Origin of the sequence: Streptomyces sp. NPDC052773 (assembly GCF_044547145.1) — a bacterium.
Classification (GTDB): domain Bacteria; phylum Actinomycetota; class Actinomycetes; order Streptomycetales; family Streptomycetaceae; genus Streptomyces.
The window spans coordinates 1-22,496 of the sequence record NZ_JBITZX010000026.1 but is presented as its reverse complement, the minus strand read 5'-3'; the positions used below and the strand labels follow the sequence as shown (position 1 = coordinate 22,496).

Here is a 22,496-nt window from a genome sequence, read left to right as displayed (position 1 = left end):
GCCCCGCCCGGGGGCACGCTGGGAGGCGTGAGCAGCGCGCCGATCGTCGTGCACCGGCCCTCCCGTACGGGCGGCCGGAGGGTGACCGTGCACAGCCACGGAAACGACGAGATCCTCGGCACCGCCTACAGCGACCACGACCTGGTCGTGTTCCTCGAGGGCGCGGGCATCCCCGACCCCGAGGCCATCCTGGACGACCCGCGATGGGTGGAGTGGCGCGGCGGCCACGCCCACGAGTTCAGCGCGGCCTGAGAGCAGCCCGGGCCATGGTGGGCGGCCCGGGCCGCTCTCGCGTGCGGCTGCCGGATCAGTCGATCTTGTTGGAGCCGACGCGATCGTTCCAGCCGCTGCGCATCGAGGGCTCGTAGTGGTTCGGCCGGCCCGGTGTTGCCCGGATACCAGTAGCCGCGGCCGTCGTCGTGCTCGGCCAGGTGCGCGGTGCGGGCGCCGGTCCGGTAGGAGGACGTCTTGACCGAGATCGTCGACCCGCCGGCCGACGAGATCGGCCGGGGCGACGATGCGCTCCGCCCACTCGTGCATGGCGACCCCGAGGAGGGTGTACGCCGCCCAGGGAGCGACAGTCACCTCCATTCCGGACAGATGACCGCTGTGCTCGCCGAGCGTCGCCTCGCCGCGCAGTGGGCAGAGCAGACGAGTGTGGTGCTCCACGGACGGTCCGCGGACGCTCGTCAGGGCGTTGCCAGACCAGCTCCCAGCCACGATCCGGATCCACAGAGCAGTGCACCGGTCACCTCCGGCGCCCAGCGTGTGGCCCGGGGCCTCGCGACCGCTGCCCGAGAACCGGCCGACATGAAACGAGACAGAGCGAGTGGGAGCGCCGCAGAGTACCGCAGAACAAGACAGAACAAGATCAATCACGACAAGGGGCACTGATCCATGACTGCTGTGTTCGTCCACGGGGTTCCCGAGACCGAGGAGATCTGGCGGGAGTTGCGCGACCACCTCGACGTCGACAGCGTCGCCCTGACGCTGCCGGGCTTCGGCGGCTCGCCCGCGCCGGAGCACACGGACAAGGAGGCGTACGCCGACTGGCTCGCCGCGGAGCTGGCCCGGATGCCCGGGCCGGTCGATCTGGTGGGCCACGACTGGGGCGCACTGCTGACCTACCGCGTCGCGACGGCTCATGACGTGCCGCTGCGCAGCTGGGCCGCGGACTGCGCCGGTCTCCTGCGCCCCGACTACGTCTGGCACGACGTGGCCCGGATCTGGCAGACGCCGGGCGAGGGCGAAGCGCTCAACGAGCGGCTGCGCGCCGCCGTCGCCGACGACCCGACGAGCGTGGCGGGCCGGCTCCGCGGCCTCGGGGTGCCGGCGCGGCAGGCCCTGGCGATGCAGAAGGCGTTCGACGCTCCGATGGGGGAGGCGATCCTGCGGCTGTACCGCTCCGCGGTCCCCAACCCGTACGCGCACTGGGGGAAGGAGTTCGAGCGGCCGACCGCCGCTCCGGGGCTGGTGCTGTCCCCGGCGGGCGACCCCTTCGACGACGCCGCGGCGGCCCGCGCCGTCGCGGCCCGGCTGGGTGCCCGCGTCGCGACCCTGCCGGACGCCGGGCACTTCTGGATGCTGGAGGATCCGGCGGGCGCCGCCCGGGTGCTGAGCGACTTCTGGTCGGCTTCCGGGCCGGTCCGCAGCGCGTCTGCGGGCCCGCGCTAGTCGAGGATGTGCCGCAGATAGGCCCGTGGGTCGGCGAGATACCGGCGCCAGTGGTCGACGAGGGCCAGTTCGTCCCACGCGACCCGGCGCATGCCGTGCTCGCCGACCTCGATGATGTCCGCCCCCGGCAGCGCGGTCAGCAACGGGGAGTGGGTGGCGCAGACGACCTGGCCCCCGGCCTTGACCAGCTGATCGATGTGACCGAGGAGTTCCAGGCAGGAGGTGAAGGAGAGCGCCGCCTCCGGCTCGTCCATCACATACAGCCCCGGCTGGTGGAACTTGCCCCGGAACGCGGCGAGGAATCCTTCTCCGTGGCTGACCGAGTCGGGTGCGAACCCCTCTCGGTCGAGCGCGTCCAGCGCCGTCTCGGCGCGCAGGAAGAAGCCCTTGCGCGCGGACCAGCTGCCCAGCATGGACCGGCCCCGTGGCGCGGCGTCGAAACGCAGCCGCTCACCCAGTACCGATCTGGGGCGGTGACTGGCATAGCGCCAGTCGTGCGAGCCGCCCCAGGAGTCCAGGCCGAACCCTTCGGCGAGTGCTTCCACGAGGGTCGACTTGCCGGAGCCGTTCTCACCGACGACGAACGTCACCGGCGCGGTGAACCGCAGTCCCTCCGTGAGCAGCTCCCGCACACAGGGCACCGACCAGGGCCACTCCCCGTCCTCCCACGCGGCCACATGTGCGTACGCGCGTTCGATGATCACCTGCCGAGTCTCGCACAGATCCCGAGCGGTCGGAGAGCCGGCGCCGGAGGGCACGGGGCGGGACCTCCGGAGGGCGCGGGGTGGGGAGCTACCGCGGCTGGGTCGCGATCTGGATCAGGTTGCCGCAGGTGTCGTCGAACACGGCGGTGGTGACCGGACCCATCTCCAGCGGCTCCTGGGTGAAGCGGACGCCGAGGCCGCGCAGCCGCTCGTACTCCGCCTTCACGTCGTCGACGGCGAACTGGGCGAGCGGGATGCCCTCCGCGACGAGCGTGTCGCGGTAGGTGCGGGCGATCGGGTGACCGATGGGCTCCAGAAGGAGTTCGGTGCCCTCGGGCTCGTCGGGTGAGACGACGGTCAGCCACCGGTCCTTCTCGCCCACCGGGACGTCGTGCTTCTTCACGAAGCCGAGGATGTCGGTGTAGAAGTGCAGGGCCTTGGCCTGGTTGTCGACGAAAACGCTGGTCAGACGGATTCTCATGGGGTCTTCTCCTCCGGTCCGGGCTTCTCGGGGGTGAGCCATCGCTCGGTGATCTGACGCAGCGGCGCCGTGTTCAGATCGTGGAACTTGTAGCGGCCCTCCCGCCTGGTCTCCACGAGTCCGGCGGCCTCCAGCACCGCGAGGTGCTGGGAGACCCCCTGGCGCGAGATGCCGAGCCCGTGCTTCATGCTCAGCCGCGAGCAGATCTCGAACAGTGTCTGTCCGGACCTCTCCGTGAGCTCGTCGAGGATCGTGCGGCGGGTGGGGTCGGCCAGGGCTTTGAAAAGGTCGTCGGCCACCACCGCAGCATAGGCAACTGTTCACTTGCCTATCAAGCGGAGAGCCGGCCGGGGCGCGGGGCCGCCAGAAATTCGGAAGCGTGTGCGGAAGATCGTTGGAAGAATGACCGGCCCCGCCCTGTCGGATCCCACGAGAGCACGGAGCAGGCCACGTCGACCGACCCCACCCCCACGCAGCCACCCGCTCGACCCCCGTGGCGCCGCCGGCTGACCTGGCCCGAGGTCGACCCGCTGCGCCATCCGTTCGTCTGGGACGAGGACGAGGAAACCCTGGTCACCACCGCCGTCAAGGAACTGGTACCGCCCGTCCTGGACGGCTACGAGGGCTCCTGGCGCGCCGAGCGCCGGTTCGTGGACCATCTGACCGCGTTCTACGTCGAGCGGTACGGCCCCTGGGCGCAGGACTGGAACTGGAGCGTCGGAGAGGGCGACGCCGACGGAGGTGTCGTCGGCAGCTGGTGCTGTGGCGCGCACTCCGTGACCACGCCGGACGAGACCGCCGCCCGTGCCGTCGCCGCCCTGCTGGAGTGGCGGGGCCGGCTGGAGGAACTCGCCGACCGCTTCGCGCGGTTGGCGCCACCGCCCCAGGCCGGACCCGAGGAGCGCAGCTGGCACCTGGAGCGCGCCGCGGTACGGCTCGTGACCCGGATCGTGGACCTCACCGGCGGGGAGAGCGGCTGGTACGGGACCTGCAACCTGACGCTGGAGTGGTTCCTCACCTCGACCGGCATGGAACTGCGCACGGCGCGGGCCGCGGTGGCCGAGGCCATCGACGGGCGGTTCGAGAGCTGGGTCCGTCCCGGGACGACTCTGATCGACGCGGTCGGCGAGGACCTGGCCGTCGGGCTGACGGGCCACCCGCCGTACCGGGACCACCGGGAGCACAGCGACCTGGAGGAGCGGCATGACCGCCGGTGAGGCCGACTCCCTGGCGGTGTGGTGCCGGGTGAGGCAACGGGTCCGCTGGGCCGAGGCGACCGGCGCCGAGGGCGTCACGAGCCCGGTCGCACCGCGCACCGGCGCCGAGGGCATCATGAGCCCGGTCGCATCGCGCGTCGACGGCTTCCTCGCCTGGTGCGAGGGCCCGGTCCGGCGGCGCGACCCCGAGCGCGCGGCGCGACTGCGGTCCGCGTACGCGCTGGCCCGCGCGGACGCCGCCCAGGGGGCCTCGCTGACCTTCGCGGTGCTCGCCCGGTGGCAGCGGGCGGTGCTCGGCGTCGCCGAGGCACCGTTCCGGACGGGCGTCGCCTACGCGAAGGGCGGGCGCGAGCGGTACGGCCTGACCCCCCACACCGAGTCCGACTTCGCCCGCTGTCTGCGCGACAGCGCCGACACCACGGTCCCGCTCGCCGCGCGGGCGGCCCGCGTCTACCTGGACGTCGCCTTCTTCCACCCCTTCGACGACGGCAACGCCCGCGCCGCTCTCCTCGCCCTCACCTTCGTCCTCGCCCGGGAGGGCGTCGTCCTGAGGCAGGTGGGCCCCATCACGATCACCCGCTACGCGGACGACCCGGAAGGCGCCGCGGACCTCGCGACCCTGGTCGCGGTCCTCGCGTCGGCCGACCGGAGAAAGTCACGAATACCAACAGGTCCGAACACCACAGCCTGACAGAATCCTTGACGAGGCATCAGTGGCTCCCTACTCTCCACACCGCGTGGGAGCGGTCCCACGACTACCTCGGAGGTCATCGTGACCGACGCACACCGGCACCCCCACCCGACAACCCCGCCTCGCAGGACCGGCCGCCCGCGCGGCCGGCTGCTCGGCGCCCTCACCGCCACCGCACTGGCCGCCTCCGCACTGGCCGCCTCCGCACTCGCCGTACTGCCGCAGACCGCGCACGCGGCCACCGCGCGGCAGGTGGAACGCCTCGACCGGGGACTGACCAGCGTCCACACCAGCAGCGGAAACCTGGTGTCGTGGCGGTGGCTGGCCACCGACCCGAACGACGTGGCGTTCAACGTCTACCGAGGCGGCACCAAGGTCAACTCCACACCCCTGACCGCCTCGACCACCTACTTCGACGCCGGCGCCCCCGACTCCGCCGACTACACCGTGCGGGCCGTGGTGAACGGCACCGAGCAGCCCTCCTCCGAGCGGGCGCTCCAGTTCCGGTCCGGATACCTGGACGTGCCGCTCTCGCCGCCGGCCGGCGGCACCACCCCCGACGGGGTGGCCTACACCTACGAGGCCAACGACGCCTCCGTAGGCGACCTCGACGGCGACGGCAGACTCGACCTGGTCCTCAAATGGCAGCCGACCAACGCCAAGGACAACTCGCAGTCGGGCTACACCGGCAACACGATCGTCGACGGCATACGGCTGGACGGCACCCGGCTGTGGCGCATCGACCTCGGCCGCAACATCCGCTCCGGCGCCCACTACACCCAGTTCCAGGTCTACGACTACGACGGCGACGGCAGGGCCGAGGTCGCCATGAAGACCGCCGACGGCACCCGGGACGGCACCGGCGCCGTCATCGGCGACGCCTCCGCCGACCACCGCAACTCCGGCGGCTACATCCTGTCCGGCCCCGAGTACCTGACCATGTTCAACGGGCAGACGGGCAAGGCGATGCAGTCGGTGGACTACGTCCCGGCCCGCGGCACCGTCTCCTCCTGGGGCGACTCCTACGGCAACCGCGTCGACCGCTTCCTCGCCGGCACCGCCTACCTCGACGGCGCCCGCCCCTCACTGATCATGGCCCGCGGCTACTACACCCGCACCGTCATCGCCGCCTGGGACTGGCGGAACGGCTCCTTCACCCGCCGCTGGACCTTCGACACCAACTCCTCCACCAACGCCGGCAAGGGCTACGACGGCCAGGGCAACCACAGCCTGTCGATCGCCGACGTGGACGCCGACGGCAGGGACGAGATCGTCTACGGGGCGATGACCGTGGACGACAACGGCGCGGGCCTGTGGACCACCAGGCTGGGCCACGGCGACGCCGGCCACGTGGGCGACCTGAACCCGTCCCGGGCGGGCCTTGAGTACTTCAAGGTCTCCGAGGACTCCTCCAAGCCCGGCTCCTGGATGGCCGACGCGCGCACCGGCCAGATCCTGTGGCAGACAGCCTCCGGCAGCGACAACGGCCGCGGCGTCGCCGCCGACGTCTACGCCGGCAGCCCGGGCGCCGAGGCGTGGTCGGCCGCCGACACCACCTTGCGCTCGGCGACCGGCGCCGCCCTCGGCCGCGAACCCTCCAGCGTCAACTTCCTGTCCTGGTGGGACGGCGACCCCGTACGCGAACTCCTCGACGGCACCCGCATCGACAAGTACGGCACCTCGGGCGACACCCGCCTCTTGACCGGCTCCGGAGTCTCCTCCAACAACGGCACCAAGTCCACTCCGGCGCTGTCCGGGGACATCCTCGGCGACTGGCGCGAGGAGGTGATCTGGCGGACGAGCGACAACCGCGCCCTGCGGATCTACGCGACCCCCCACCAGACCAACACCAAGATCACCACCCTGCTGCACGACACCCAGTACCGCACCGCCCTGGCCTGGCAAAATACGGCGTATAACCAGCCCCCGCACCCCGGCTCCTTCATCGGCAACAACATGCCCACGGCACCGCGCCCCACCGTCTACACCCCGTGACCGACGACGCGAGCCCGGCCCGGCGGTCAAGCCGGGCCGGGCTTCACCGGACCCGTCGGTGCGGGCGTCCGCCCCAGTCCGCGGGGGTCAGCGCGCCGTCCGCACCGACGACGCCGCCGGCACCCGCTCGGGCGTCTGGAGGTGGTACACGTGGAACGCCCGCCCGATCACGGGCTGGGCGACGTTGCGGACGCGGACGCCGCCGCTGGTCATGCCGTGCTCCGTGCCCGCGTGGGCGTGGCCGTGCACCGCGAGATCGGCGCCGGCGGTGTCGATCGCCTCGGCCAGGAGGTAGCTGCCGAGGAAGGGGTAGATCTCGGGCGGCTCCCCGGCCAGCGTGTCCGGGACGGGGGAGAAGTGGGTCAGCGCGATCCGTACGTCGCAGTCCCGCTCGCCGAGCCGTTCCAGCGCCGTACGCAGTCCGTCGGCGCAGCGGCGGGTGTAGCGGACGAACTCCTTCATCAGCGGCTCGCCGAACTCCCCGGCGTTGCGGCCCGCGAATCCGCCGCAGAACCCCTTGGTGCCGGCCACGCCGACGCGACCGTTCGCGCACTCCAGCACCGTCTCCTGCCCCTCCAGCACCTGGACGCCGCCGTCCCGGAGGATCGCGGTGACCTCGTCGGGCTGTTCGTCGTGGTGGTCGTGGTTGCCCAGCACCGCCACCACCGGCACCCCCAGGTCCTTCACCTCCCGCGCCACGACCCGGGCCTCCTCGGGCGTGCCGTGCCGCGTCAGGTCGCCCGCGAGCAGCAACAGGTCGGCGCAGTCGGGCAGGGTCTCGAACGCGGGCCGCAGCACACCCTGGCTGTCGGGCCCCATGTGGATGTCTCCGACGGCTGCGATGCGGATCATGCCAGCTCCTCCGCGTGGTCGGGGGACGAGGCTTCCGCGACCACCAGGTCGCAGCGCACGGTGAGCCCGGTCAGCGTCTCGTCCACGATCCGGTGGACCTCGTCACGGCAATGCGCGGACGGCACGGTTCCGGTCACCAGGACCGAGTCGCCGTGGACCGCGACCTGCACCCCGAGTTCGGCCAGCGGCCCGCCCGCGAGGTGCTCCCGCAGATGGGCGACGCGGTAGTCCAGGTTGCTCATGGCTGCTCCTTCCGGGGCGCGATCACGTTCAGACGTTCGAGGAGGAAGAGGAACGCGTCGGCCATCGGCTCGTCGCCGCACTCGCGCCGCACATGGTCCCAGTCGACCTTCTCCCGCAGTGCCCGCGCGATGGGCAGCACCGCACCGAAGTCGCAGTAGTGCTCCGTGAAGGCGGAGACGAGGCTCGCCAGCAGATCCGTGGTGGAGAGCACCGGCATCCGGACCGACTCCACCGACATCTCCTCGGCCCGGTCCAGCATCTCCGTGGTGACGGGCCGGTGCGCCAGCCGGAAGATGATGTCGACGGACTGCCCGAAGCACTCGGTCTTCAGCAGCCAGTCCTCCGGCGGCGTCCGCACCTCCAGACCGCCCTCGCGCAGCGTGGCCGCGACGCTCTCCGCGTCCTCGGCCCGGATGCAGAAGTCGGCGTCGTGCTGCAGGTTCGTGCCCGCGCCGTGCGCGTACGCGGCGACGCTGCCGGCCAGCGCGAACCGGTGCCCCTTCCCCTTCAGCAGCGTCCCCACCTGCTTGGTCGCCTCCAGGATCGCCTGCGTGCGGTCCCGCGGCAGATCGTGCGCCCCGGGCGGTGGGGGATCGCTCACCTCCGTGGTCAGCCGCAGTTCGCCGGTCCCCGCTCGCCGCGCGGACGCCGGTTCGTCAGTGTGCTGCGTCATGACCCTTCCCTTTCGCCGGACGCGGACCAGGTACCCGAAACGCTGCCTGTGATGACACGGTTCAAGGACGCGCCACCACCCGCAGCGTCCGCACGGACGAATCGGCCGCGTCCGGGATGAGCATTCCGTGCTCGACACCGCTGCGCAGATAGTCCAGGACCTCCGCCGTGATCACCTCACCCGGACAGACCACCGGAACCCCCGGCGGATACGGCGTGATCGTCTCCGCGCTGATCCGGCCCGCCGCCCGCTCCGCGGGCACATGCTCGACCGGCGCGAAGAACGCCTCCCGCGGCAGCACCGCCTGCTCCAGCTCCAGCGCCGACGGCTCCGGCAGCCGCACCGGCGGCTGCCGCTCGATCGAGTCGGCCTTCTCCACCAGCGCCCGCAACGCCTCCACCAGCATGTGCTCCGTCGCGTCGTCGTCGGCGTGTGTGATCGAGGCGCTGATCCGGCAGCTGTCGGAACCGCCGACGTCGACATGGCGGTGCGCCCGCAGCCACTCGGCCGCCTGCATCCCGCTGATCCCCAGCTCCCGCACGTCGATCACGATCTTCAGCGGATCGAGGTCGGCGGCAAGCCCCTCCTCGACCACCTCCCGGCCCATCACCCGCAGGCCCGGCAGCTCGTCGGCCGCCGCCCGGATCCGCCGCGCGCGGGCGAGCGCGGTGTCCAGCAGCGCGTGCCCCTGCTCCACCATCTGCTGCCGCCAGCCGTCCAGGGTGGCGTACACCAGGGGCGAGGCACTGGTGGTGCCGAGCAGGTCCTCGCGCTGCTTGAGCACCTCGGAGGCGACCCGGTCGTACTGCAGGTGGAACACCGAGCTCTGCTCGATCGCCCCGCCCATCTTGTGCACGCTGGTCACCACCAGATCCGCCTCGGCGTCCATGCCCCACGCCGGCAGATCGGGGTGGAACGGCAGATGCGCGCCCCATGCCTCGTCCACGATCAGCGGTACGTCGAACTCGTGGCAGACCCGGGCCACCCCGCCGATGTCGGCGCAGGTGCCCCAGTCGGTCGGGGTGATCAGCAGCATGCCCTTGGCATCCGGATGCTCCCGCAGCCGGTTCCGTACGTCGTCGGGCTCCGGCGGGTGCGCCAGATGCCGCTCGGCGTCGAACTTCGGATGCACCCAGATCGGCTCCACCCCGTTGACGACGACGGCCGCCACGACGGACTTGTGGGCGTTGCGCGACAGCAGCATCTTCTCGCCGGGCCCGGCCACCGACAGCATCGCCGTCTTCACCGACAGGGAGCTGCCGCACGTGGAGAAGAACGCCTCCGTGGCGCCGACGGCGTCGGCCATCAGCTCCTGCGCCCGGCTGATCACCCCCTGGGACTCACGGCGGTCGTCCAGCCCGTTCAGGGTGAGCACGTCGGAGCGGAACACGTCCATCCCGACGACGTCCACCACCCGCGGGTCCGCGCCCCGGCCCTGCTTGTGCCCAGGCGGCCCGTACGCCACATCCCCCCGGCGCCGGAAATCCTGAAGGGCCTCCAGTACAGGGGCGCGCGAGTGATCCATCGTTCCTCCCGGATCCGTATCGCGGAACACGGCCCCGTACGGACACCGGTCAGGGCCGGTACGGCCGCATCGGAACGGCCGTACCGTCCGTGTTGCACCGTCACGCCGAGCGAAACTCCGCCAGGTGCGGCCGTCCGCGCCCGGCGCCCGATCAGTCGGGTGTCGAGGCGGCCGCCGGTGGAACCCGGGCGGGGCACGTACGCCCGCCGCCGACGCCCCGGGAGGTCAAGTGGCCCGCACGCCCGACGATGTCCACACCGCCCTGCGCGCCGAGGTCGCCCGCCGCGCCGGCGAACTGTGGGACGTCGCCCTGCGCTTGCACGCCGACCCCGAGTACGCCTTCGCCGAGCACCGGGCGGCAGCGCTGCTCACCGGCGTCCTCGAACGCGACGGCTTCACCGTCGAGCGCGGGGTGGCGGGCCTGCCGACCGCGTTCACCGCCCGCGCGGGCCACGGCCGGCCCGCGGTGGCGCTGCTGCTGGAGTACGACGCCCTGCCCGGCCTCGGGCACGCCTGCGGCCACAACCTCATCGCCGCCGCCGGCCTCGGCGCGGCCCTCGCGGCCCGTACCGTCCTCGGCACGACGCCCGGCTCGGTCCTCGCGGTGGGCACCCCGGCCGAGGAGGGTGGCGGCGGGAAGGCCCTGGAGGCGGAGGCCGGGGTGTTCGACGACGTCGACGCCGCCCTGATGTTCCACCCCGGCGTCCACGACTGGGCGCGGGCCCCGCTGACCGCCCAGGTGCAGTACCGGGTCGGCTTCCACGGGCGCGCCGCCCATCCCACGGGCAACCCGACGGAGGGCATCGACGCGCTCGCCGCGCTGATCGAACTGTTCAACGTGGTGCACTCCCTCAGCCGGCGCCTCCCGCAGGCGTCCCACATCCAGGGCATCGTCACCCACGGCGGCACGGCCACCAACATCGTCCCCGAGTACGCCGAGGGCCTGTTCGGCCTGCGCGCCGGCACCACCGCCGAACTCGAGGAGCTGATGGGGCGGTTGCGCACCTGCGCCGAGGGTGTCGCCCGCGCCACCGGAACCCGCGTGGAGACCGAGCAGGCCACCGTCCGCTACGAGCACTTCCGCGACAACGGGGCCCTTTCCGCCCGGTTCGCCGACCACCTGGCCCGCTCGGGCATCACGCTCACCCCGCCCGTCCCCGGTGTCCACCTCGGCTCCTCGGACATCGGCAACGTCAGCTCGCGGGTGCCCGCCATCCACCCCTTCGTCTCCATCATGGACTCCGACGGCTCCGACCACACCCCCGAGTTCGCCCGCGCGGCGGCCTCGGACCGGGCCCGCGCGGTGCTCACCAGCGCCACCCAGGCGCTCGCGTGCACCGCGGCGGACGTCCTGCTCGACCCGGACCTGCGCACGACGGCGTGGGCCCGGCACCGGCGACCGGAGGCGGGTCGGCGGTTCAGCGTTTGAGCGTGAAGGTGAAGTCGCCGGAGAGCCTGCCGCTCAGCCGGACCGCCGAGACGAGCTTCCCCTGGTCGATCAGTCTCTCGACCTCGGCCCGTGAAAGACCGCACCCCTCCGCGATCAGCCGCACCGGCCGGACCGGGATCCGCGCCGCGAAGCGGACCGACACGTCGATCACCTCGCGGTCCAGGTGATCCGTCCCGCCGGTGTCGAGGCGCCAGGCGCGGTCCCAGTCGAGGGCGACGCGATTACGGCGCAGCACGACCGGATCCCGGAGCAACTCGGCTGCCAGGGAGGGGTCGTTGTCGTGCATCCGGTCCAGCAGGCCGGGCCGTACGGCGCGCACGTGCATCCGCTCCAGGACCGTGAGCTTCGCGGTGTCCCCGCACCCGGTGCAGAGCACGAGGAGCCAGGCGTCGAGCAGCTTGTGGTTGGCGTTGACGCGGAATTTGCCGTTGGCCCGGAACCGCTCGGACGCGCACGCGGGGCAACGGCGGAGAACGGTCGGCAGACAGGTGGGCATGACCACCCAGTTGGTGAGCACAGAAGTACACCGGTTTCAGTGAGAAGTCCGCAGCAGGAAGCAGCGCGGCGCACAGGCGCGACGCGCGACAGATCAGCTCTCGGGAGGTCTCACAGGGTGTACAACGGCATGTCCTCGACTAGGCGACTCGGCTCGGCAGCACGGTAGTCGGGCGCGACCGCGCTGCTCCACTCAATTTCCGAGCGTCAATTTCCGAGCGTCGATTTCCGAGCGCTCGCCACCAGCCGGTCACGCGCCCGAGTCGTCGGCTTCGGCGACCGCGACCACGACCTCCCCGCAGCCGAGGAAGCGCAGCCGGCCGAGGGTCCGGCCCCAGCGCCAGGACTCGGCGCGGTAGAAGCAGAGGTCGGTCGGGACGGGGGAGTCCCGCAGGTCGGCGGCGAGACTGCCGGGCGGGAAGACGGCGGCCTCGGCCCGCAGCGGATCGGTGGCGCCGAGCCATTCCTCGACCGGGACGGGCCGGGTCCAGGGCTGCCCCGTGTTGGGCGTGAACCACCGCGAGGCACCGGTGATCAGCGAGGCGGGGTCGCTCCCGTAGGCGGCGGCCCGTTCCACCGCCTTCTCGACGATCCGGCAGACGTTCAGCAGCAGCGCGGGCAACGACTCGGCGAGCAGCACCAGTTCGGGTTCGTCGCGCAGTTCCTCGGCGCGTGCCGGGACGGAGACGACGTAACCCCACCGTCCGGTGGCGGGGTCGATCCGCACCTGGGCGAGGGAGGCGTGGCGCGGGCCGTAGGCCACGCGGGCCAGCGGCCAGTACGTGCCGTCGCCGCCGATCAGCCGGTGGAGTGCGGGTTCGACCTGCTGCCAGGGCTCACCGGGCAGCAGCCGCAGGGTGGGCATGCCCGCCACACGCACCTCGCCGACCGCCCGCAGCACCGTACGCACGTCCGGCGGGACGGGGACCGGCAGGCGGTCGATCTCCGCGTCGGCCGCTCCCTCCGCGAGGGCGACCAGCCGCGGGAACCGCCGGGCCAGCTCCCGCAGCCGGGACACCGCCACCTCCGGGGCGTCGTCGGGGATGCGGTGCCGCCGCACGGGCCTGCCCAGGAAGTCACCGCTGACGTCGCTCTCCAGCAGCAGGACACGGCCCCCGGCGACGAGCCGGTAGTCGACGTCGCTGCCGCCGGTGTCCGCGGTGGCGCCGTCCAGGGTGAAGTACGGCTCCCAGGAGACGGCGCACGGGTATCCCGGCAGGTTCCCGAGGTCGACGACGTCGACGAGGCTGTGGCCCCTGCCGACGATCGCGGCGAGTTCCGCGTCCGGTCCCTCGGCGACGTCGACGGACGGTACGGCAGCGACCGCGAAGGACGGTGGCGTGGACGGCTTGGACGGCGTGGACGGCTTGGACGATGGGGACGACGGGGACGGCGAGGACGGTGTGGTGCGGTCGTCCGGGGACTCCTCGGCGAGTCGACGCGCGAGGCCGTCCAGCCAGGGCAGGAATCCCGGCGCCTCGACCGTGAAGGCGTACCCGTCCGTGCGGCCGACGGACAGCACCGGCCCCCAGTCCGCCGCGGTCTCACCGCCGGTCGCGGTCAGGACCGCGCCGTCCGGGGTCAGGGCCCAGGTCGCGTCCCCGGAGTCCGAGCGGATCCGGGGCCGGCGCCGCGACGGCCCGAACGCGTACGTCGTCCGGCCCGCCGTGACACCTCCCACCGCGCGCAGTACGACCCGCACGGCCTGAGGCACCCGCACCGGCCAGCCGTCCAGCTCCGCGTCACCGAAGCCGTCCAGCAGCGTGATGTCCCCGGGCCTCTTCTCCGCCAGAGCCCGCAACGCGGTCACCACGGCCTCGGCCGCCGCGCTCGCACACCGGTCGCCGTTCTCCCCGTACATCACTGCCGCCCGCCCCCGTCGTACTTTCGATCATGACTGTGCGGGAGGGAGCTTAACCAGCGGAGCGGACCGTCCCCGCGGTGGCCCGGGAGAGTCCGCTGTGCGAGGCCCGGAGAGCGAAGTTGTCCTCGACCTCGGCGCGCTCGGCCGTGTCGGGGTACGGGTTCGCGCACGACACGCCCGCGCTGGAACCCGACATCAGGCTGGTGCAGGGGCCCGGCTTGCGGTCCGGCAGGCCGAGGATGTGACCGAGTTCGTGGGCCGAGATCCGGATCGTGTCATGGCCCTGGTCGACGGCCTGCCGGCCGATGTAGACGGTGCCGTTGCCGAGCGAGGTGACCCTTGCCCTGGGCCAGCCGTCGTCGGCCAGGACCCGTATGTCGGCGCGCTGTCCGGCCCCGGCGGGGCGCAGCTCGACGCCGTCCACGCTCTCGTTCCAGATCGCGGCGCCGCGGTCGACGGCGGCCCGGAACTCCGCCGACGCGCCGGCGTCGTAGGTGACGACACGGGCCGCATGGACCCCGGTCTGCGTGTCCGTGGGGGCGGCTTGGGCCTGGCCGGCGGTGGCCAGGCCCGCCGCGAGGGTGGCGGCCAGGACGGGGGCGAACGTGCGTGCGTGCAAGGTCGGCCTCCTGTGGGGGAAGGTGGGCGCGCTCATGCGTGTACTGCCGGGCCCCCTGCCCGCACTCGCCGCCCACCAATCCCACAATCTGCCCGCCCGCCCGTCCCCGGACCGCGAGACCCTCGCCTCACGGCCCCTCGGCTCGCCCCTGACGGCCGTCTCCCCGCCCCGGTGGGCTGTCACCGTCCGTCGTCGGCGGGCGTGGCGGCGGGGCCTCGCCCGCGGTCAGGTGTTCGAGGACTTCGACCAGCTCCTGGCAGGCCAGCTCCACCGAGCGCCGGGTGTTGTGCTGCTCGGTGATCACCGCCGACAGCAGCAGGGCGGTCAGGGCCATGGACCCGTTGAACACCTGAAGCTTGATCATCACCTCGATACGGCTCAGCTCCGCGAACGGGCCGCTGCCGTCCGTGGCCGCCACGGTGGCCAGGACGGAGGCGACCAGCGCGCACAGCACACTGCCCGCCAGCTGGAACCGCAGCGCCGCCCAGATCAGCAGCGGGTAGATGAGATACAGCAGGCTCAGTCTGCTGTGCGTGGCCAGCGGGATGATGGCGCAGGCCGCGACGACCAGGATCAGGGCCTCCTTCCAGCGCCCGGCGTCGGGCACCTGGTGCGCCTCGCTCAGCAGGAGCAGCGCCGGGGTGACGAGCAGCACCCCCATCGCGTCACCCACCCACCACGCCAGCCAGACCGGCCAGAAGCCGTCCCAGCCCAGCTTCCCCGTGGCCACCAGGAGGCAGACGCCCACGGTCGAACTGATCAGCATCGCGGCCAGCGCACCCAGGAAGACCAGGGCGACCCCGTCCCGTAACCGGCTCAGACCGGTCCGGAAGCCCACCTTGCGCAGCATGAGGTAGGCGCAGACGGGGGCGAGGGTGTTCCCGGCGATGTTGCCGAGCACGGCGGGGCGCAGCGAGGTGAGCGACAGGACCACCATGAGCGCACCGAGTGCGATACCCGGCCAGCAGCGCAGGCCGAAGATGAACAGGGCGGCCACCGCGACACCGGTGGGCGGCCAGATGGGGGTGAAGACCGCGTCCCCGACGACGAGCTGGCGCAGCAGCCCGAGCCGTCCCGCCGCGTAGTAGCAGGCGGCGACGGCCAGCGTCTGGAAGACGTAGACGACCGCTTGGCGCCGGTCCGGGGTACGCACCACAGGTGCCATCACACACCGGGACCGCCCGTTCGGCGAGGCGGCGGGCCCCGCGCACCGCCCTTCGGCTGAACGGCCCGACGAGCCCCCCTAGGGGGTGTCTCGCCGATCATGCCGGGCTCCCGACGCCTGGCACCGCGCCTCGCCGCGTTGTCGTCGGTCGCCAACTCCCCCACGCTCGGCTGCGCTCGCGCGGGGGCACCCCCATCGCATCGACTCCCTCCTCCGCCTTGCGATGCACGGCACCAGACGCCGCTCGCTGATCCGGCCTGATCGACGAGACACCCCCTAGCGCTGAGCGGCGGAGGGCTGCGGCGCGGCCTTGTCCCGGCCGAGCACGAGTACGGCGGCGTCGTCCGCGTGCCCCACCCGCTCCGCGCCCTTGATCACGGCGGTCGCCAGCGAGGTCGCCTCCATACCGGCGACGGCGGCGACGCCCGCGAGCCTCACCACCTGGTCGAGTCCCTCGTCGACGTTCAGCGCGGGCCCCTCCACCACCCCGTCGGTCACCAGCACGAAGACGTCACCCGCCGAGAGGCGGTGCGTGGTCACCGGGTACTCCATCTTCGGCACCACCCCGAGGGGCGGTCCGCCCGCGTCGTCGGCGAGCCCGGACCGGCCGTCCGCCGTGGCCCAGAGGCACGGTATGTGCCCGGCCCGCGCGCTCTCCAGCACCCCGGTGGACGGGTCGAGGCGGAGGAACGTGCAGGTCGCGAAGAGATCGGTGCCGAGGGCCAGCAGCAGGTCGTTCGTCCGGGCCAGGAGTTCCCCCGGCTCGCTCGTGACCGAGGCGAGGGCGCGCAGACCGACCCGTACCTGCCCCATGAAGGCGGCCGCCTCGATGTTGTGTCCCTGTACGTCGCCGATCGACAGCCCGATGCAGCCGTCGGGCATCGTGAACGCGTCGTACCAGTCTCCACCCACACTGAGACCGTGGTGCGCGGGCTGGTACTCGACGGCCAGCTGGAAGCCGGGCACCATCGGCAGGGCGGCCGGGAGCATGCCCTGCTGGAGGGCGACGGCCAGCTCGACCCGCGACCGCTGGAGCTCCGCCCGCTCTCGGGCCTGCGCGGTCAGCGCTCCGAGCCTGGCGAGCAGCTCGTCACCGTCGTCGGTCGGGTGCCTGCGGGACATCGATCACTCCGGCCAGGGCCGCGGCCCTCTTCCTGCGAAGAAGATTGCTGTGAAGGGAAGATTGCTCTGAATTGTCGTATCAAATTCTGCGATTCTATCCGCGCAGGGACGGCTCTGCCCGTCGAGCGCCGCGTCCGCGCGTCGATCAGGCGTGCCGGGCCAGCTTCACCGCGGACACGAGCAGGACGACGGTCAGGGCGGGGATGAGGAAGACGCCCGGAAACACGCCGAGGAGCAGTCCGCCCAGCACCGCACCCGCGATCGACCCGGCCGCCATGACCGCGCAGAAGCGCAGATGGGCACCCAGCACCGCGAAACTGCCGTCACGGCTGTAGCGGGCGAAGGCCACCAGCATGGTCGGCAAGGACACCAGCAGGGAGAGGCTGCCCGCCGTCTTGATGTCCACCGCGAACAGCAGCACGATCGTCGGGATCAGCAGCTCACCCCCGGCCACGCCCATGATCGCGGCGACGACCCCGATGCCGAAACCGGCCGCGACCCCGCACGGCACCTCCGCCCACACCGGCAACCCCAGCGTCCCCACCGTGGTGCTGTGCGTGACGACCAAGGCGGCGGCCATCAGCACCATCAGCGCCGCCAGCACCCGGTAGAGCGTGGCGCTGCGCATACGTACCGCCCAGGCCGCTCCCGCCCACGCCCCCAGCAGGCTCCCGGCCAGCAGATCGACGACGACCGGCCAGTGCGCGGCCACCTCGGAGGCCGGCACCGCGCCCAGCCGGGCGGGGAGCGCCATCAGGACCACGACCAGACTCATCGCCTTGTTCAGGATCACCGCCGAGAGCGCGGCGAACCCGAACACCCCGATCAGCAGCGGCAGCCGGAACTCCGCGCCGCCCAGTCCGATCATCCCGCCCAGCAGACCGACGGCCGCTCCGGCACCGAACACGGCGAAGACCGAGCGCGTCGGGCGTGGCGAGGGCGTCGGGCGTGGTGAGGGCGTCGGGCGTGGCGAGGGGGGCGAGCGCAGGGGGCGCGCCGGAGGTATGGAGTGCGTCGAACGTACGGGCGTGAGGTCCTTGTCGCCGGCCATGGCAGGCATCCTCTCCGGCAGCACCCGCCGCCCGCTATGCCACATCCCCACCTTCGAAGAAAGGCACCGGACACCCGCGCACGCTTCGTCCGGTCCTCCGAGACGGTCCTCCGAGACACCGCGCCCCGCTCAGCGGCCGACCCACTTGCCGCGCACGATCACAGGCGCTTCAATGCACCCACCCCCCACAGGAGGAACACCCGATCAAACCCAGCGAAGGGGTTCTTCTTGACCGCCATACGCGCCACCGCCGTCACCGCGGCCGCCTGCGCCACCGTACTCGCACTGGGGTCGCCCTCGTCCGCGATCAACTCCTACAACGCGACCCCCGCCCCCGAGCGCACCGAGGTCGGCGCCCTCGTGGCCACCTGGGACCACGACGGCGATCCGGCCACCCCGGACCGCGTCGACTGGGTCTGCTCCGGCACGATGATCGACGCGGACACCTTCCTGACGGCCGCCCACTGCACCACGGGCTGGCCGGCCAACGTACGGTTCCACGTCTCCCTCGACCAGGATGTCCAGGCCGGACTGGACGCCGCCGCCGAGAAGTACCCCGGCGACCCCGCCGCCCAGGCGAACGCCGTCGCCGTCCCGGGCACGGCGCACAACCACCCCGGCTACCCGGGCCCCGCCGCCGACACGCGCGACATCGCGGTCGTCGAAGTCCCCGCCGCGAAGATGACGTCACGCTGGTCCTTCACCCCGGCCACCCTGCCGACCGCCGACCAGCTCGGCGCGCTCGGACCGCGGAAGCTCAACTCGACAGACTGGGTCGTCGCCGGCTACGGCACCCAGGAGGCCGAGCGGGGACCCGGCGGCCACACCCACCCCGGTGGCGGCGTCCGCATGAAGGCACCGGTGACCTTCGACGCCCTCAACGACGCCTGGGTGCGCCTCGCCATGACCGCGCCGCAGGGCAACGGCGGCGCCTGCTACGGCGATTCGGGCGGCCCCAACTTCGCCGTCATCGGCGGCAAGCGCGTCCTCGCGGCGACGACCATCACCGGCGACGGCCCGTGCTACGCCACCAACGTCACGTATCGCCTGGACACTCCGGGCGCCCGTGCCTTCCTGTCGCCGTTCGTGCGACTGCCGTAACCCGGGTGGTGCCGGCGGCGGTATGTCCGTCCGCCGCCGGCACGATCCGCGCGACCCGACCACGCCTCCGCGTTACTGTCGCCCCATGAGCGAAGACTCCCAGCGTTCCGTCGTCGTCGAGCGCACGAGCACAGGCCACTTCGTCGCCACCAACACCCGCGGCGGCACACTCCACTTCGGCACCGCCTCCGACGGCGGCGGCAACACCGAGTTCACCCCGGTCGAACTGCTCCTCGCCGCGATCGGCGGCTGCACGGCGGCCGACGTCGACGTCGCCACCAGCCGCCACGCCGAGCCCACCGAGTTCTCGATCTCCGTCACCGGCGACAAGATCAGCGACGACCAGGGCAACCGCATGACCAACCTCAACGTCACCTTCACCGTCACCTTCCCGGACGGCGAGGGAGCGGACCGCGCCCGCGCGATCCTGCCCCGGGCGGTCAGGACGTCACACGACCGCCTGTGCACGGTCAGCCGCACCGTCGAGATCGGTACGCCCGTCACGACGACGATCAAGGACCGTGGTCGCGATACCGATACCCCCTGAGGGACCTCAGTCGTTGACCGCCAACCACAGCTCTACGTCGTCGAAGAGCAGCCGGCCCGGCCGCTGCGACGCCTTGTCCGGTACGACGGCTCGTACGTAAGGCCGCTCGCCGTTCTCCACCGTGATCTTCGTGCCGTCGTACTGCGGGGCCTTCTCGCGTACGACCGACCTCAGTCGGGTCGCGACCCGTTCGGCGGTCGCCTCGTCCTTGACCACGGCGCACAGGATCTCGGTGTTCTTCTCGGCGGAGGCGGCCCGCTGTCCGAGGGCGGAGAGCCGGGTGGGCTTGGCGGACTTGAGCGGGAGGAAGTCGGCGCGGTAGACATCGCCCAGGCACTCGGCGGCTCGCCGGTACTCCTCCTTGTCGGCCAGCGCGGCGCCCTGCTCCGGATGGACGACCGACATCGGGTCGGTGCGCTGGGCGGCGTAGGAGATCTCGTGGTCGGAGACCTGAAGGGCCAGCGTCGAGTCCTCGGTCCTCCAGTACCGCCGGCCGTCCTCCTCCTTCTGGACGTAGCCGTTCGACTTCAGCGCCCGGGTGATGGCGGCCGAGTCGAACCTGCCTTCCCAGTGGCCCGCGGTTCCCCAGTCGACCGCGGTGTCGATCTGGCTCGGCTTCAGGTGCTCTTGCCACGGGCCCAGCTCGAATCCCGTGAGCAGGGACGTGGCCGGAGTCGCGACCGACGAGTACCGCTCCCCTCCGGCCTTTTCCAGCTGCCGTACTCGAGCCATGTCCAGGTACGTCACCGCCTTGCCCCGGGAGTGTCGGGAGCTCAGCGCGGTCAGCCCGCGCAACACCTCGGAGTCGTCACCGCCCTGGTCGGAGTCACCCGGTGCCGAACAGCTGACGGCAGTGGTGCTGATGAGCAGAGCGATGAGGGCTACGCCGAGCCTGCGGTGTCTCATGACCATGACACGACAGCCTATCGACGCTCCGATGGCAGGGCTGGCCCCCTCCCCTGAGGCACCCATGGCACCGCGTGGCGCCTCCATGCTTGCGCGTGGCGCCATAGTGGTGCCACCATGGCGTCATGGACCTCACTCCGTATGTCGACACCATCCGCCGCGAACTCGCGGTGGCCGCCGCAGCCGGCGGCGACGACGCCCGTGAGCTGGCCGAGCGGCTGACCGCTCCTCTGGAGTCGGCGACCCGCTTGACGATGCTCAATGTGCTCTCCGCCGCGATGGACGAGATCACCCGCGAGCTCGCCCCCGGCTCGGTCGACGTACGGCTGCGCGGGCTCGACCCGGATTTCGTGGTGACGCTGCCGCCCGCCGATGCCGGCCCCATGGAGGCGGCGGCACCCGAGGCGCCCGCCGAACCGCTCCAGGCCCCGGCGGCCCCCGCGGACGCCGACGAGGGCGGCACCGCCCGCGTCAACCTGCGTCTGCCGGCGCACCTCAAGACACGCGTCGAGGAGGCCGCGAGCCGCGAGGGCCTGTCGGTCAACGCGTGGCTGGTGCGCGCCGTGTCGGCCGCGGTCGACGGCGGCGCGCGACCGCGCACCCCGCAGAAGGCCCGGAACGTCGGGCAGAACTTCACGGGCTGGGTGCGCTAGCCGCAACCCGCACCGCACCCGCCCGTTTCACTCCCCACACCACGTCCCACCAGCGGGGACGACCCAACGACCCATGAGGACGGGACAGCCATGCCTTCTTTCGACACTCCGCAGGCGATCTCGGTGACGGCCTATGTGGAGGCCGGCTCCATCCAGTTCACCGCGGGGGACCGCCTCGACACCGTCGTCGAGGTGCGGCCCCGCGACCCCAGGAAGGACCTGGACGCGCGGACGGCCGACCAGACCGAGGTCACCTGCGCGAGCGGCGTACTGACGGTCAGGACGCCCAAATCCCCTCTGCTCGGCCGCACCGGCGTCGTCGACGTGACGGTCGAACTGCCCACCGGCTCGCGTGTCGAGGTGACCGGCGCCTGGACCCAGGTGCTCGGCGAGGGCCGGCTCGGCGAGGTCCGCGTGAAGACCTCGTCCGGTGACGTCCGCCTCGACACGACCGGCCCGCTGAACCTCACCGCGTCACACGGCTCCATCACCGTGGACCGGGTGGAGGGCGCCGCCGCGATCACCACCAGCTCCGGCAGCCTGCGCGTCGGCGTCGTCGACGGCTCCGCCGTCCTGAAGAACTCGCACGGCACCACCACCGTCGACGCCGTGACCGGCGAACTGCGGGTGAGCGGCGCCAACGGCGACATCGAGATCCGGCGCGCCGAGGACTCGGTCGCCGCCACCACCGCCCACGGCACCCTGCGCGTGGGCGAAGTGGCCCGTGGCACCGTGCAGTTGGAGACCTCCTACGGCGCCATCGAGGTCGGCATCCGCGAGGGCACCGCCGCCTGGCTCGACGTCAGCTCCGGCTCCGGCCAGGTGCGCAACACCCTCACCACGACCGAGGCCCCCGAGGACGCCGAGGACACCGTCAAGATCCGCGCCCGCACCCGCTTCGGCAACATCGACATCCTCCGCGCCAAGTCCTGAGCGCGCCATCGTCCCTCGTACCTCTTATCCGGTACTTCGAACGGAAGGGCCCCATGCCTTCGTCTGTCATGCCCATGTCCAGGAGGGGCGGCGGTGCCCAGGAACCCCCCGCCGCCGTCTCCGCCGTCGGCCTCCGCAAGTCCTACGGTGACAAGGTCGTTCTCGACGGGATCGATCTGCACATCCCCGAGGGCACGATCTTCTCCCTGCTCGGCCCGAACGGCGCGGGAAAGACCACCGCCGTGAAGATCCTCTCGACGCTCGTCTCCCCGGACGCGGGCTCCGGCGCCATCAGGGTCGGCGGTCACGACCTGATCGCCGCTCCGCAGGCGGTGCGCGCGGCGATCGGTGTGACCGGCCAGTTCTCCGCGGTCGACGGCCTGATCACCGGCGAGGAGAACATGCTCCTGATGGCGGACCTGCACCACCTCTCGCGCCGTGAGGGGCGGCGGGTGGCCGCCGAGCTGCTGGAGCGGTTCGATCTGGTCGAGGCGGCGAAGAAGCCGGCGTCCACCTACTCCGGCGGTATGAAGCG

At 72.2% G+C, this 22,496-nt stretch carries 26 protein-coding genes; 12 read left to right on the top strand and 14 right to left on the bottom strand.

What is annotated here, in order from left to right:
• The first annotated feature begins 27 nt into the window (after positions 1–27).
• The 3 genes from ACIG0D_RS34645 (at position 28) to ACIG0D_RS34635 (ending at position 1,674) form a co-directional block, all read left to right on the top strand.
• Positions 28–252 (top strand): hypothetical protein, encoded by a 225-nt coding sequence (locus ACIG0D_RS34645; RefSeq protein ID WP_399809241.1) that lies wholly within the window; start codon positions 28–30, stop codon positions 250–252.
• A gap of 216 nt (positions 253–468) precedes the next feature.
• A complete protein-coding gene (locus tag ACIG0D_RS34640; RefSeq protein WP_399809239.1) occupies positions 469–894 on the top strand; it encodes a hypothetical protein in 426 nt (141 codons plus the stop codon).
• 3 nt (positions 895–897) lie between these two features.
• Positions 898–1,674 carry an alpha/beta fold hydrolase gene (locus ACIG0D_RS34635; RefSeq protein WP_399809236.1) on the top strand — a complete coding sequence of 259 codons (777 nt, stop codon included), beginning with the start codon at positions 898–900 and terminating at the stop codon, positions 1,672–1,674.
• Here the strand turns inward: ACIG0D_RS34635 and ACIG0D_RS34630 are convergent.
• The 3 genes from ACIG0D_RS34630 to ACIG0D_RS34620 form a co-directional block, all read right to left on the bottom strand.
• Positions 1,671–2,378 (bottom strand): AAA family ATPase, encoded by a 708-nt coding sequence (locus tag ACIG0D_RS34630; RefSeq protein WP_365764402.1) that lies wholly within the window; start codon positions 2,376–2,378, stop codon positions 1,671–1,673. The two genes, ACIG0D_RS34635 and ACIG0D_RS34630, sit on opposite strands and share 4 nt — an antisense overlap.
• An 88-nt stretch (positions 2,379–2,466) precedes the next feature.
• Positions 2,467–2,859, bottom strand: a complete 393-nt coding sequence (locus ACIG0D_RS34625) for a VOC family protein (RefSeq protein WP_399809232.1) — start codon at positions 2,857–2,859, stop codon at positions 2,467–2,469.
• Positions 2,856–3,158 carry an ArsR/SmtB family transcription factor gene (locus ACIG0D_RS34620; RefSeq protein ID WP_399809229.1) on the bottom strand — a complete coding sequence of 101 codons (303 nt, stop codon included), beginning with the start codon at positions 3,156–3,158 and terminating at the stop codon, positions 2,856–2,858. Before ACIG0D_RS34620 ends, ACIG0D_RS34625 begins: the two co-directional genes overlap by 4 nt.
• 351 nt (positions 3,159–3,509) lie before the next feature.
• Here ACIG0D_RS34620 and ACIG0D_RS34615 point away from each other — a divergent pair, with 351 nt between their 5' ends.
• From ACIG0D_RS34615 to ACIG0D_RS34605, 3 genes are all read left to right on the top strand, one after another.
• Entirely contained in the window at positions 3,510–4,076 is a 567-nt protein-coding gene (locus tag ACIG0D_RS34615; protein ID WP_399809226.1) for a hypothetical protein, read from the top strand.
• The gene (locus ACIG0D_RS34610; RefSeq protein WP_399809223.1) at positions 4,063–4,767 is read left to right on the top strand and encodes a Fic family protein; all 705 of its coding nucleotides are present in this window, start codon (positions 4,063–4,065) and stop codon (positions 4,765–4,767) included. Before ACIG0D_RS34615 ends, ACIG0D_RS34610 begins: the two co-directional genes overlap by 14 nt.
• An 81-nt stretch (positions 4,768–4,848) precedes the next feature.
• The gene (locus ACIG0D_RS34605; protein WP_399809220.1) at positions 4,849–6,762 is read left to right on the top strand and encodes a rhamnogalacturonan lyase; all 1,914 of its coding nucleotides are present in this window, start codon (positions 4,849–4,851) and stop codon (positions 6,760–6,762) included.
• Positions 6,763–6,849: 87 nt separating this feature from the next.
• Here the strand turns inward: ACIG0D_RS34605 and ACIG0D_RS34600 are convergent, their stop codons facing one another.
• The 4 genes from ACIG0D_RS34600 to ACIG0D_RS34585 all read right to left on the bottom strand — a co-directional run bounded on the left by ACIG0D_RS34600 (position 6,850) and on the right by ACIG0D_RS34585 (position 10,055).
• Complete coding sequence (locus tag ACIG0D_RS34600) at positions 6,850–7,614, bottom strand: metallophosphoesterase (protein WP_399809217.1); 765 nt, start codon at positions 7,612–7,614, stop codon at positions 6,850–6,852.
• Positions 7,611–7,856, bottom strand: coding sequence for a hypothetical protein (locus tag ACIG0D_RS34595; protein ID WP_399809214.1), 246 nt, complete (start codon positions 7,854–7,856; stop codon positions 7,611–7,613). The genes ACIG0D_RS34600 and ACIG0D_RS34595 overlap by 4 nt, the downstream gene beginning before the upstream one ends.
• Positions 7,853–8,530, bottom strand: a complete 678-nt coding sequence (locus tag ACIG0D_RS34590) for a nucleotidyltransferase family protein (RefSeq protein WP_399809211.1) — start codon at positions 8,528–8,530, stop codon at positions 7,853–7,855. Before ACIG0D_RS34590 ends, ACIG0D_RS34595 begins: the two co-directional genes overlap by 4 nt.
• A 61-nt stretch (positions 8,531–8,591) precedes the next feature.
• Complete coding sequence (locus ACIG0D_RS34585; RefSeq protein ID WP_399809208.1) at positions 8,592–10,055, bottom strand: aminotransferase class I/II-fold pyridoxal phosphate-dependent enzyme; 1,464 nt, start codon at positions 10,053–10,055, stop codon at positions 8,592–8,594.
• Positions 10,056–10,284: 229 nt separating this feature from the next.
• On the opposite strand from ACIG0D_RS34585, the gene ACIG0D_RS34580 reads away from it, so the two are divergent.
• Positions 10,285–11,484, top strand: coding sequence for an amidohydrolase (locus ACIG0D_RS34580; protein WP_399809205.1), 1,200 nt, complete (start codon positions 10,285–10,287; stop codon positions 11,482–11,484).
• On the opposite strand, the gene ACIG0D_RS34575 is transcribed toward ACIG0D_RS34580, so the two are convergent.
• From ACIG0D_RS34575 to ACIG0D_RS34550, 6 genes are all read right to left on the bottom strand, one after another.
• On the bottom strand, positions 11,474–12,022 hold the full coding sequence (locus tag ACIG0D_RS34575) for a DUF1062 domain-containing protein (RefSeq protein WP_399809203.1): 549 nt from the start codon (positions 12,020–12,022) through the stop codon (positions 11,474–11,476). The two genes, ACIG0D_RS34580 and ACIG0D_RS34575, sit on opposite strands and share 11 nt — an antisense overlap.
• A 228-nt stretch (positions 12,023–12,250) precedes the next feature.
• Positions 12,251–13,861: a hypothetical protein gene (locus ACIG0D_RS34570; protein WP_399809200.1), complete on the bottom strand. Its 1,611-nt coding sequence runs from the start codon at positions 13,859–13,861 to the stop codon at positions 12,251–12,253.
• 52 nt (positions 13,862–13,913) lie between these two features.
• The gene (locus ACIG0D_RS34565; RefSeq protein ID WP_399809197.1) at positions 13,914–14,483 is read right to left on the bottom strand and encodes a snapalysin family zinc-dependent metalloprotease; all 570 of its coding nucleotides are present in this window, start codon (positions 14,481–14,483) and stop codon (positions 13,914–13,916) included.
• A gap of 127 nt (positions 14,484–14,610) precedes the next feature.
• Positions 14,611–15,648, bottom strand: a complete 1,038-nt coding sequence (locus tag ACIG0D_RS34560) for an MASE1 domain-containing protein (protein WP_399809194.1) — start codon at positions 15,646–15,648, stop codon at positions 14,611–14,613.
• Between the two features lie 276 nt (positions 15,649–15,924).
• Positions 15,925–16,770, bottom strand: coding sequence for a PP2C family protein-serine/threonine phosphatase (locus ACIG0D_RS34555; protein ID WP_399809191.1), 846 nt, complete (start codon positions 16,768–16,770; stop codon positions 15,925–15,927).
• 145 nt (positions 16,771–16,915) lie between these two features.
• Entirely contained in the window at positions 16,916–17,821 is a 906-nt protein-coding gene (locus tag ACIG0D_RS34550) for a TSUP family transporter (protein WP_399809187.1), read from the bottom strand.
• A 228-nt stretch (positions 17,822–18,049) separates the two neighbouring features.
• Between ACIG0D_RS34550 and ACIG0D_RS34545 the strand changes: the two genes are divergently transcribed.
• Both ACIG0D_RS34545 and ACIG0D_RS34540 read left to right on the top strand, forming a co-directional pair.
• Positions 18,050–18,922, top strand: a complete 873-nt coding sequence (locus tag ACIG0D_RS34545; protein WP_399809184.1) for a trypsin-like serine protease — start codon at positions 18,050–18,052, stop codon at positions 18,920–18,922.
• Between the two features lie 85 nt (positions 18,923–19,007).
• A complete protein-coding gene (locus ACIG0D_RS34540; protein ID WP_399809181.1) occupies positions 19,008–19,469 on the top strand; it encodes an OsmC family protein in 462 nt (153 codons plus the stop codon).
• A 6-nt stretch (positions 19,470–19,475) separates the two neighbouring features.
• On the opposite strand, the gene ACIG0D_RS34535 is transcribed toward ACIG0D_RS34540, so the two are convergent.
• Positions 19,476–20,375, bottom strand: coding sequence for a hypothetical protein (locus ACIG0D_RS34535; RefSeq protein ID WP_399809178.1), 900 nt, complete (start codon positions 20,373–20,375; stop codon positions 19,476–19,478).
• A 125-nt stretch (positions 20,376–20,500) separates the two neighbouring features.
• Between ACIG0D_RS34535 and ACIG0D_RS34530 the strand changes: the two genes are divergently transcribed.
• The 3 genes from ACIG0D_RS34530 to ACIG0D_RS34520 form a co-directional block, all read left to right on the top strand.
• The gene (locus tag ACIG0D_RS34530) at positions 20,501–21,028 is read left to right on the top strand and encodes a hypothetical protein (RefSeq protein ID WP_399809175.1); all 528 of its coding nucleotides are present in this window, start codon (positions 20,501–20,503) and stop codon (positions 21,026–21,028) included.
• A gap of 90 nt (positions 21,029–21,118) precedes the next feature.
• Positions 21,119–21,961, top strand: coding sequence for a DUF4097 family beta strand repeat-containing protein (locus tag ACIG0D_RS34525; protein ID WP_399809173.1), 843 nt, complete (start codon positions 21,119–21,121; stop codon positions 21,959–21,961).
• Positions 21,962–22,029: 68 nt separating this feature from the next.
• A partial coding sequence (locus ACIG0D_RS34520) for an ATP-binding cassette domain-containing protein (RefSeq protein ID WP_399809279.1) occupies positions 22,030–22,496 on the top strand: 467 nt, incomplete at its 3' end.

Bases quoted from the DNA above. Each gene is read 5' to 3' on its own strand.
- ACIG0D_RS34635 (WP_399809236.1), top strand. From the start codon at position 898: ATGACTGCTGTGTTCGTCCACGGGGTTCCCGAGACCGAGGAGATCTGG.
- ACIG0D_RS34625 (WP_399809232.1), bottom strand. From the start codon at position 2,859: ATGAGAATCCGTCTGACCAGCGTTTTCGTCGACAACCAGGCCAAGGCC.
- ACIG0D_RS34610 (WP_399809223.1), top strand. From the start codon at position 4,063: ATGACCGCCGGTGAGGCCGACTCCCTGGCGGTGTGGTGCCGGGTGAGG.
- ACIG0D_RS34600 (WP_399809217.1), bottom strand. From the start codon at position 7,614: ATGATCCGCATCGCAGCCGTCGGAGACATCCACATGGGGCCCGACAGC.
- ACIG0D_RS34595 (WP_399809214.1), bottom strand. From the start codon at position 7,856: ATGAGCAACCTGGACTACCGCGTCGCCCATCTGCGGGAGCACCTCGCG.
- ACIG0D_RS34590 (WP_399809211.1), bottom strand. From the start codon at position 8,530: ATGACGCAGCACACTGACGAACCGGCGTCCGCGCGGCGAGCGGGGACC.
- ACIG0D_RS34585 (WP_399809208.1), bottom strand. From the start codon at position 10,055: ATGGATCACTCGCGCGCCCCTGTACTGGAGGCCCTTCAGGATTTCCGG.
- ACIG0D_RS34570 (WP_399809200.1), bottom strand. From the start codon at position 13,861: ATGTACGGGGAGAACGGCGACCGGTGTGCGAGCGCGGCGGCCGAGGCC.
- ACIG0D_RS34560 (WP_399809194.1), bottom strand. From the start codon at position 15,648: ATGGCACCTGTGGTGCGTACCCCGGACCGGCGCCAAGCGGTCGTCTAC.
- ACIG0D_RS34555 (WP_399809191.1), bottom strand. From the start codon at position 16,770: ATGTCCCGCAGGCACCCGACCGACGACGGTGACGAGCTGCTCGCCAGG.
- ACIG0D_RS34550 (WP_399809187.1), bottom strand. From the start codon at position 17,821: ATGGCCGGCGACAAGGACCTCACGCCCGTACGTTCGACGCACTCCATA.
- ACIG0D_RS34540 (WP_399809181.1), top strand. From the start codon at position 19,008: ATGAGCGAAGACTCCCAGCGTTCCGTCGTCGTCGAGCGCACGAGCACA.
- ACIG0D_RS34535 (WP_399809178.1), bottom strand. From the start codon at position 20,375: ATGAGACACCGCAGGCTCGGCGTAGCCCTCATCGCTCTGCTCATCAGC.
- ACIG0D_RS34530 (WP_399809175.1), top strand. From the start codon at position 20,501: ATGGACCTCACTCCGTATGTCGACACCATCCGCCGCGAACTCGCGGTG.
- ACIG0D_RS34525 (WP_399809173.1), top strand. From the start codon at position 21,119: ATGCCTTCTTTCGACACTCCGCAGGCGATCTCGGTGACGGCCTATGTG.